At 69.6% G+C, this 9,234-nt stretch carries 10 protein-coding genes; 6 read left to right on the plus strand and 4 right to left on the minus strand.

Features of this window, described 5'->3' with window-relative positions:
• Both HUX53_RS35435 and HUX53_RS35440 read left to right on the plus strand, forming a co-directional pair.
• The coding region (locus HUX53_RS35435; protein ID WP_255205955.1) for a transglycosylase domain-containing protein at positions 1-2,388 on the plus strand (2,388 nt) is incomplete at its 5' end.
• Between the two features lie 383 nt (positions 2,389-2,771).
• Positions 2,772-4,181 (plus strand): glycosyltransferase family 87 protein, encoded by a 1,410-nt coding sequence (locus tag HUX53_RS35440; RefSeq protein WP_176407645.1) that lies wholly within the window; start codon positions 2,772-2,774, stop codon positions 4,179-4,181.
• 13 nt (positions 4,182-4,194) lie between these two features.
• Here the strand turns inward: HUX53_RS35440 and HUX53_RS35445 are convergent, their stop codons facing one another.
• Positions 4,195-5,121 carry a MerR family transcriptional regulator gene (locus HUX53_RS35445; RefSeq protein WP_176407654.1) on the minus strand — a complete coding sequence of 309 codons (927 nt, stop codon included), beginning with the start codon at positions 5,119-5,121 and terminating at the stop codon, positions 4,195-4,197.
• 348 nt (positions 5,122-5,469) lie between these two features.
• On the opposite strand from HUX53_RS35445, the gene HUX53_RS35450 reads away from it, so the two are divergent.
• Complete coding sequence (locus HUX53_RS35450) at positions 5,470-5,937, plus strand: barstar family protein (RefSeq protein ID WP_176407646.1); 468 nt, start codon at positions 5,470-5,472, stop codon at positions 5,935-5,937.
• Between the two features lie 4 nt (positions 5,938-5,941).
• Here the strand turns inward: HUX53_RS35450 and HUX53_RS35455 are convergent, their stop codons facing one another.
• From HUX53_RS35455 to HUX53_RS35465, 3 genes are all read right to left on the minus strand, one after another.
• Complete coding sequence (locus HUX53_RS35455; protein ID WP_176407647.1) at positions 5,942-6,319, minus strand: DUF4190 domain-containing protein; 378 nt, start codon at positions 6,317-6,319, stop codon at positions 5,942-5,944.
• Between the two features lie 165 nt (positions 6,320-6,484).
• Positions 6,485-7,252 carry a deoxyribonuclease IV gene (locus HUX53_RS35460; RefSeq protein ID WP_176407648.1) on the minus strand — a complete coding sequence of 256 codons (768 nt, stop codon included), beginning with the start codon at positions 7,250-7,252 and terminating at the stop codon, positions 6,485-6,487.
• Between the two features lie 270 nt (positions 7,253-7,522).
• Entirely contained in the window at positions 7,523-7,828 is a 306-nt protein-coding gene (locus HUX53_RS35465; RefSeq protein ID WP_176407649.1) for a hypothetical protein, read from the minus strand.
• A gap of 221 nt (positions 7,829-8,049) precedes the next feature.
• Between HUX53_RS35465 and HUX53_RS35470 the strand changes: the two genes are divergently transcribed.
• The 3 genes from HUX53_RS35470 to HUX53_RS35480 all read left to right on the plus strand — a co-directional run.
• Positions 8,050-8,214: a hypothetical protein gene (locus tag HUX53_RS35470; RefSeq protein ID WP_176407650.1), complete on the plus strand. Its 165-nt coding sequence runs from the start codon at positions 8,050-8,052 to the stop codon at positions 8,212-8,214.
• A 256-nt stretch (positions 8,215-8,470) separates the two neighbouring features.
• On the plus strand, positions 8,471-8,761 hold the full coding sequence (rpsF, locus tag HUX53_RS35475) for a 30S ribosomal protein S6 (RefSeq protein ID WP_176407651.1): 291 nt from the start codon (positions 8,471-8,473) through the stop codon (positions 8,759-8,761).
• Positions 8,762-8,798: 37 nt separating this feature from the next.
• Positions 8,799-9,234: single-stranded DNA-binding protein (locus HUX53_RS35480; protein ID WP_176407652.1), on the plus strand; the 436-nt coding region annotated here is incomplete at its 3' end.

Consider the following 9,234-nt stretch of genomic DNA (forward strand, 5'->3'; position numbering starts at 1 on the left):
GGCCCTGGCGGTCCCGGCGGTCCCGGTGCACCGGGTGGACCGGGTGGTCCCGGCGGCCGCGGCCCCGGGGGCCCCGGCGGCGGTTCCGGTGGCGGGAACGACGGCTTCTGGGGCGACGAGGGACGCGGCCGGCGCGAGAAACGCGCCGACGACCCGAACCAGAAGGCCGGCTGGCGGCGGTACGTCCCGTCCTGGAAGGTCTCCGTCGCGATCGTCAGCGTGATGATCCTCGGCATGGCCGTCCTCGTCGTCGTCGCCTACGCCAACACCCCGCTGCCGACCAAGAAGCAGCAGGACGCGCTCCGCCAGGAGTCGGAGATCACCTATTCGGACGGGACGACGCTCGCCCGCGTCGGCACCCACCGCGAGGACATCGCGCTGAACAAGGTGCCGGATTTCGTGCAGCATGCGGTGCTCGCCGCCGAGGACCGCAACTTCTACACCGAGCCGGGCATCTCGCCGACCGGCATCGCGGGTGCGATCTACCGGGCCGCGACCGGCGGGGACGTCGCCGGCGCCTCGACGATCACCCAGCAGCTGGCCCGCAACTACTGGGCGAACCTCAGCCAGGACCGCACGGTCAGCCGCAAGTTCAAGGAAATCCTCATCTCCGTCCGGATGGGCAAGGAGATGGACAAGAAGAAGATCCTTGAGCTGTACCTCAACGTCGTCCCGTTCGGGCGCAACTCGTACGGCGTCCAGGCGGCCTCCCGCGCCTACTTCCACAAGCCCGTCACCGAGATCAACGTCTACCAGGCGGCGATGCTCGCGGCGCTGATCCAGCGTCCCGGCTACTTCGCCACCTACGGCCCGGCGTCCAACCCGGCCAAGCAGGCGCTGATCAACCGCTGGAACTACGTGCTGGACGGGATGGTCGAGAAGGGCTGGCTCGACGAGACCAAGCGTGCGGCGGCGAAGAAGTTCCCGCAGACGCAGAAGGAGTGGAGCGACGCTCCCGACGACCCGAACGCCGGCTACCTCGAACAGCGCGTGAAGGCCGAGCTCAAGGAGCTCGGCATCGACGAGGAACGGCTGTCGACCGGTGGCCTGCGCATCACGACCACGTTCAACAAGGGTCTGCAGGACTACATGGACAAGCTCGTCAAGCAGGTCCGGAAGGAGAACAACCTCAAGTCCGACATCTGGTTCGGGCTCGCGGCGGTGGATCCGAGGACGGGCGGGGTCGTGGCCGCCTACGGCGGTCCCAACTACGTCGAGCGGCCGTTCGACGCGTCCTTCCAGGGCAAGGTGCAGCCGGGTTCGTCGTTCAAGCCGATCGTGCTGGCCACCGCCCTCGACCAGGGCATCAGCCTGAAGACCACGATGGACGGCAGCTACCGGCGCATCATCAACGGCCATCCGTTCACGAACGACAACAGGTCGGAGAACGGCGTCTACAACCTCAAGCAGATGACGGAGCACTCCATCAACACGGCCTACGTCGAGTTGGGGCAGAAGGTCGAACTGACCAACGTCATCGACATGGCCAAGAAGATGGGGATCCCGCCGGACACCCCGAACCTCAAGCCGGAGTTCACGTCCCTGCCGCTGGGCGTCGTCGACACGAGCGCGGTCACGATGGCCTCCGTCTACTCGACGTTCGCCGCCGGCGGTGAGCACCGGGACGCCCACGTGATCGCCAAGATCACCGACGCCAAGGGCAACCCCGTCTTCAACAACGAGCACAAGTCGCTGGGCAAGCTCCCCTACCAGACGCCCAAGCGGGTCTTCTCCGAGGGCGTCGCCGCGGACGCCACCTCGGCGATGCAGGCGGTCGTCCAGTCCGGTACCGGTACCCGCGCGAGCCTCGGCTCCCGCCCGGTGGCCGGTAAGACCGGTACCGCGGAGGAGAACAACTCCGCATGGTTCGTCGGGTACACGCCGCAGCTCGCGACAGCGGCGGCGATGTGGCGGCAGGACAAGAACGGGAACCGCAAGTCGCTGGTCGGCGTCGGCGGTTACAACCAGGTCTACGGTGGTACGGTCCCGGCCGACCTGTTCAAGCGCTTCATGCTGAAGGCGCTGGACGGCAAGGAGATCACCCAGTTCCCGCCGCCGGTCAACGGCGGGCAGATCGCCCCGTGGGCGAAGCCGAAGGCGACGCCGAGCCCGTCGAACACGCCGAGCCCGACCAACACGCCGAGGTGCCAGCCGGGCCAGCCGAACCAGCAGGGCTGCCCGTCGAACACGCCGTCCCCGTCGAACACGCCCACGCTGCCGCCAGGGCAGGGGCAGCCCTGCAACGAGTTCAACATGCCGCTGGGCTGCGACCCGAACCTTCCCCCGGAAGGCGACAAGTCCTGGTGGTGCGCGAAACCCCAACACAAGAACCACCCCGTCTGCAAGGACGAGGACCCGGGAGGCCCGAACAACAACCAGGGCGCCTGACCAGCGCCACGAGGACGGTCCGAAGCCCACGTGGGCTCCGGGCCGTCCTGGCAACCAGGGCATAAGCCCGCGATCAGGCGCCCAGTGACCGGGCGCCCCCGTGACCGAGTGGCCCCGTGACCGAGTGGCCCCGTGATCGGACGGTCTCCGTGATCAGGCGGCCTCCGTCATCGGGCGGCCTCGTGGTCGGGCGGTCCCGTGGTCGGGCGGCCTCGTGATCGGGCGGCCCCGTGTCAGGGCGGCGCCGTGGTCGGGCGGTCTCTGAGATTCAGGGTGTGCCCGTGATCAAGCCCGTCCCCATGATTCGGGCGTCCTTGTGATCAGGGTGTGGCCGGTGGCGAATAGTCTTGCTGTCCATGTCGTCGTCTTCTGAGAGGCTCGCGATGTCCGCCGACGATGAAACGGCGGATCCCCGCGGTCGGCTGATGCGGCTCGCCCCGGTGCTGACCGGCCTCACCGCGCTGGTGTGCCTGCTCGGCTGGCTGCAGAAACAGCCCTGCGCGTCGGTGCGGTTCGACTTCATCAAGACGACGACGAATGCCTGCTACACCGACATCTACCCGCTGTACTACGTGCGCGGGCTGAGCGACGGCAAGATCCCGTACTTCGACTCGCTCACCGGGTCCGACATCCACTACGTCGAGTATCCGGTGCTCAGCGGCTGGTTCATGCAGCTGGTCGCGTGGCTCGTCCAGCCGTTCGGGGTGGACGCACGCGGGATCGCGTTCTACAACGTGACCGCGCTGATCCTCGCCGTCCTCGCGGTCGTCGCCGTCCTCGCCACGGCGTACGCGGCGGGACGACGATCGCTGCGCGTCGGCCTGATGGTGGCGCTGTCCCCCGCGCTGCTGCTCACCGCGTACATCAACTGGGACCTGCTCGCTGTCGCGCTGTCCGCGCTCGCCGTCGCCGCCTGGTCGGCGCGCCGCCCGGCGCTCGCCGGCGCGATGCTGGGGCTGGCGATCGCCGCGAAGTTCTACCCGCTGCTCTTCCTCGGCCCGCTCGTGCTGCTGTGCGTCCGCGCCGGGCAGTGGCGCGCGATGGGACGGCTGCTCGCCGGCACCGCGGCGGCCTGGCTGGCCGTCAACCTGCCCGTGATGATCTTCGCGTGGGACGGCTGGAAGGAGTTCTACACCTTCAGCCAGCAGCGCGGCATCGACTGGGGTTCGATCTTCTTCGTCCTGCAGGACCACGGGCTGGAGAAGCCCGCCACCGACACCGAACTGCTCAACCTCCTCGGCACCGGGACGTTCCTCGTCCTCGCCGCCGGTATCGCCGTCCTGGCGCTCGCCGCGCCGCGCCGGCCGCGGCTGGCGCAGCTGATGTTCCTGGTGCTGGTCGCGTTCATGCTGCCGAACAAGGTGTGGTCGCCGCAGTACGTGCTGTGGCTGCTGCCGCTCGCGGTGATGGCCCGTCCGAAGCTGCCCGCGTTCGTCGCGTGGCAGATCGGGGAGATCATCTACTTTTTCGGTATCTGGTGGTTCCTGCTGTCGGTGTCCGGCCAGACGCAGGGCGCGAACCTGCCGGACACGATGTCGGCGGTGTTCAGCCTGGACGCGCCCGAGGGCGGCATCAGCCAGGACGTCTACTCCCTGGCCCTGCTCGCCCGCTTCGTGACCGTCCTGCTGCTGGCCGCCCTGGTGGTGTGGGACATTCTGCGACCGTCCGGTGACGTCGTCCGGTCGGACGGGGAGGACGACCCGGCGGGCGGCGTCCTCGACGGCGCCGCCGATGTGGTCTCGCTGGGACGCTGGCGAGGCGCCCGCCGCGCCAGCGTCCCCGTGCCGTCCTAGCCGCGGACGTGGCCTAGTCGCGCAGGGCCTCGATGAACCATTCGAACGACGGGGTCATCGTGGGCCAGACGGGCCAGCCGTTGATGATGGCGATCAGCTGCCAGTACCGTTCCGCGCGCCGGTCGGTACCGATCTCCGTCCGTTTCCGCAGCTCCCGCCGGAACTCGGGCCCGTCGGTGGTGCCGAAGGCCTCCGCGTAGGCGGCCACCAGCTCGTCGACGATGGGACGGGCCGCGTCCGAACGGGGCTCGATCCCGTCCGCGATGGCCGCCGCGACCTTCTCCCCCGTCAACTGGCCGAGCCGCGCCGGGTCCTCGGGGTAGGAGCCCTTCTCGATGTCGGCGGCCTGGTGTTCGGCCATCCGCCGGATCGCCGCCCGGAAGTCCGGGTCGCCGACCAGCTCGGCCAGCTCGACCCAGGCGTCGACCTGCTCGGGTTCGGGGTCGTCGGGCAGGTCCGGCAGCGCGGACCGCAGCTTCGCCTCGAAGTCGGGGTTCACGTCGAGCCCGGCGAACGACTCGTCGATGAAGTCGGTGATGATCCGCCGGCGCTCCTCGTCGGACAGCCGGGCGAGCTTGTGCATGAGTTCGATCTCCTCCGGGGTGGATCCGCGTTTCGCCACCGCCCGCAGCACGGCCCGGCGCAGCCGGAGCGTCCGGATCTGCACGTCCAGGGCCTCCGCGTGCGCCGCCGCGACGTCCCCGACGCCGATCTCGCGGTCCAGCACCCGCTGGACCGTGCCGAGGTCGACGCCGAGGTCACGCAGCGTCCGCACGAGGTCGAGGCGCGCGGCGGCGTCCGCGTCGTACAGCCGGTAGCCGGCTTCGGTGCGGCAGGTGGGCGGCACGACACCCTCGTCGGAGTAGAACCGGATCGTCCGCACCGGAAGCCCGGTGCGCCGCGCCAGTTCCCCGATCGTGTACAAGGTGCCGCCGTCCATGCCACTCACCCTGGGCCCTCCACCCACTGGAGACTCAACCCCATGCTTCCCGACCGCCGCGGGACGGCGCCTGCGGTTGCTGCCTGACGGCGGCAGTCTGGCTGGTGGGACCGGCCAAGGGCGGGTACGGCTCGGTGTTGGTGCTGGTCAGCGCGTCGGGCCCGGGTGGACGGGATGGCTGTGCGACGATCGCGGACGCCGGGGCCGGACGTCCGTGGCCGGAATCCGCCCGCGCCGGGGGATTTCACGGCGGCTGCCGGGGAACTGATCGCGGCGGGCGGGGACGCCCCGGCCCTCCGTGGATCGGGGGAACCGATCGCGGGGACGTGGGAACTGCCGGGAGAGGACGTGGACGCGAACCAAGCATTGAACGAGCTGCTCGCGGGACGGCTGAAGCCGGGCGTCTACCAGTGGCGGACGCCTCCGGTGCCGGGCGCGGTCGGTGACACGACCTGGACGGACCGGGCCGAGGAGGCCGGCTGGCGCGGCTTCCACCTCGACGGCCGCCGCGCCCGCGACAAGGACGCGTTCCTGCGGCTGTGCGCCGAGGTCTTCGCGATGCCGCCGCTGGCCGTGGGCGACTGGGACGACCTCGCCGACTGCCTGAAGGACCTGTCCTGGACGCCCGCGAAGAACGGCTACCTGGTGCTATACGAATCGTGGGCCGAACTGGCCGACGCCGACCAGAAGGCGCTGCGGGTCGTCCTCGACGTGTTCGGGGACGCGGTCAAGGCGTGGCGGGACACCCCCACCCCCATGACGGTGCTGATGTCCAGCGTGGGAGTGGAGGTCGCCGGCGTCCCGCGGCTCGGCTGAGCGGTCAGTAGGTGGAACCGCCGCTCGCCGCGAACATCGCGATCCCGAGGATGTAGAAGATCCAGAAGATCAGCCATCCCGCGCTCACCAGGTAACCGAGGATGAGGCCGGTGACGGCCATGCCGTGGCCGCCCTCGCCGGTCCGCTTGATCTGGCTCAGCGAGACGTGCCCGAAGATGACCGCGAGGACGGACGTGAGGCCGCAGGCGAAGAAACCGATGAGCCCGCACACCAGCGACGCGGTCGCCATGCCGTTGGTCGGCGGGGCGACCGGCACCGAGCCGCCGTAGTAGTGGTGCTGCACGGCCGGAGGCTGGGAGTAGGACTGGGCGTAGGGGTCCTGCTGGCCGTATCCGTAGGGGTCGTAAGGGGGCTGTGCCATGTGCATCCCGATCGGTTCGCGCGCCCGCCGCCGGAGAGAACACGCGTGCGCTGAGGGCTGGGTTCCGGATTATGCCAGTGTGACGTGACCTTCGGATTTTGTCGTCGGGCCGGTCGCACGCGGTTTAGATGCCGCACACGCGCGGGGGGTTCCAGGTTCGCTTCCTCAGAGCTTCGAACGCAACCACGCGATGTCGTCGGCCTGCCCCGCCGCCGGCGTCTCCACCACGACCGGCGCGCCCGCGGCCCGGACCACACCGAGGATCAGCTCGGGATCGATGCTGCCGTTGCCCAGGTTGGTGTGCCGGTCGGCGCCCGACCCGAACGCGTCCCGGCTGTCGTTGCAGTGCACGAGGTCGATGCGGCCGGTTATGGTCTTGATCCGGTCGACGGCGTCGACGAGTTCCTCCCCCGCCGCGTGCGCGTGGCAGGTGTCGAGGCAGAAACCGAGCTTGTCGTCCAGGCTCGGGACCCCGGACAGCGCCTCCCACAGCCGCGCGATCCGGTCGAACTTGCGCGCCATGGCGTTCCCGCCGCCCGCCGTGTTCTCGATGTAGACCGGAATCGGACACTCGACCCGCTCGAACACCTTGCGCCAGTTCTCGAACCCCGTCTCGGGATCGTCGTCCTTCAGCACATGCCCGCCGTGCACGATCAGCGCCTTCGCCCCGATGGACGCGGCCGCCTCCAGCTGCTGGGTGAGGTTCTTGCGGCTCGGGATCCGGATCCGGTTGTTGGACGTCGCCACGTTGATCGTGTACGGCGCGTGGATGAAGACGTCCACGCCGGAACCCGCCAGCGCCTCGACGCCCTCGGGCAGGACGGGCTTCTTCCACCCCTGCGGATCGCCCAGGAAGAACTGGACGACGTCCGCCCCGACCGCGCGGGCGTTGTCGAGCGGATTCTGCTGGTCGACATGGGCTCCGATGCGCATGCCCAGAGCCTATCCGCGCCCTACGACACCCGGGACGCTCCGCCGCCCGGCGTGATCCCGGACCAGCTCGCGGCATCTCCACCTACCGGCCATCCGTCTGCCGGGCACCTGCCCGCGCGAAAGCGCCCGCCAGCGTCCCGCCGCTCCCGAGTCGCCTGAGTGTCCGGAGCGGATGCCAAGAGCGGTCAGGAGGCTTCCCCGGGTTGTCGGCGCGGGCGGGCGGCAGGTTCACAGCCAGGGGGTCGGGGGACGTCGGCGAGGACGGGTGGGTCAGATCGAGAAGCCTCCGTTGCTGAGCGCGAAGCCGATGCCGATGAACGAGGTGATCATGCCGATCACGTTCAGCCAGCGCTCGTTGGTCGTCGCGGAGATCATCTGCGAGTACAGCGCGAGGGGCAGCCCGATCACGCCGAGGACGGCGCCGGGGAAGTGGGTCGCCGGGATACCGCCCAGGATGAGGGCGGTGATCCCGATGGTGACGGCGGCCACCGCCAGCACGTCCTGCAGCCGGTGGGACTCCTGCTTGGACTTGGTGCGGCCGGTCGTCTCTCTAGCGCCGGTTGCCTGCTGCGGCATCGGGATCCTCCTCAGGTCATGGCTCCCGCGCTTGGGGCGCATGGTGAACGCGGGACCGGACGGACCATGCCCGTAAAGAGATTCCCTGCCCGAGCGAAGATCAACCAGCGTGGGCGCGCGGAAAATGTCGGCGGCACCCGGTACTGTCGAACACGGATTCGAGAACACCGGCTCGGGTCCGGCCCCCGAGGGGAAGCGGGGGAGAGCAGGAGGTGCACACCGTGACGAAAGCGGAGTTGGGGCTCATCGGCGACGCGGAGCTCGTAGAGGAGCTGTCACTGCTGACGACCCAGACCGCCCGAATGCGCGCCCGCATGGCCGACATCATGGCCGAGCTGGAACGCCGCCGCTGTACCAGACCCACCCACCCACGCCCACACCGCTGACGTGCCACCCCGCAACGACCCCGCGTCCCGCACCCGCCGGCGGCTCCGCCGCGGGCCCCGTGACTCCGCTCCGGTGGCGTTCCGCGTGCGCCCGGCTGCGGGAACGGGCTCGTGCGGCGCCGACTGTTGGTAGCCTGTATCGGTCTCGCGGCAGGTGGCCCGGCGATCCGGGTCGGCGCCGCCGCGGGGGACGCAACAGCCCTCCTGTCACGGAGAGACCGTGACCGCACCAGTCCAGAGGAGGTAGGGACACAGCATGCGTCGTTACGAACTCATGACCATCCTCGACCCCGCCATCGACGAGCGCACCGCCAACGCGGCGCTCGACCCGTTCCTGAAGGTCGTCCGGGACGGCGGCGGCAGCGTGGAGAAGGTCGACGTCTGGGGCCGCAAGCGCCTGGCGTACGAAATCCAGAAGAAGTCCGAAGGCATCTACGCGGTGATCGACCTGTCGGCCGAGCCTGCCACGGTCAAGGAGCTCGACCGGCAGCTCAACCTGAGCGAGTCGATCCTGCGTACCAAGGTCATCCGCCCCGAGGTCCACTGAGCCGGGCTCAGCCCTCTAAGCAGCCGGAGCGAGCCCCATGGCAGGCGACACCGTAATCACGATCGTCGGGAACCTCGTCGAGGACCCGAATCTGCGCTTCACCCCGAGCGGCCAGGCGGTCGCGTCCTTCCGCATCGCCTCGACCCCGCGGTTCTTCGACCGCCAGTCGGGCGAGTGGAAGGACCGCGAGGCACTGTTCCTCACCTGCAACGTCTGGCGGCAGGCGGCCGAGAACGTGGCCGAGACCCTGCAACGCGGCATGCGGGTGATCGTCCAGGGACGCCTCCAGCAGCGCTCGTACGAGACTCGCGAAGGTGAGAAGCGCACCGTCTTCGAGATCGAGGTCGAAGAGGTCGGCCCGTCGCTGCGCAACGCCACCGCGAAGGTCAACAAGACCCAGCGGCAGGGCGGTGGCGTTGCGCAGCGACGGGCCTGTCTCTTATCCACCTCTGACGCGGCCGACGAAGCGGGAG

The organism is Actinomadura sp. BRA 177, from assembly GCF_013372625.1.
Lineage (GTDB): Bacteria > Actinomycetota > Actinomycetes > Streptosporangiales > Streptosporangiaceae > Spirillospora.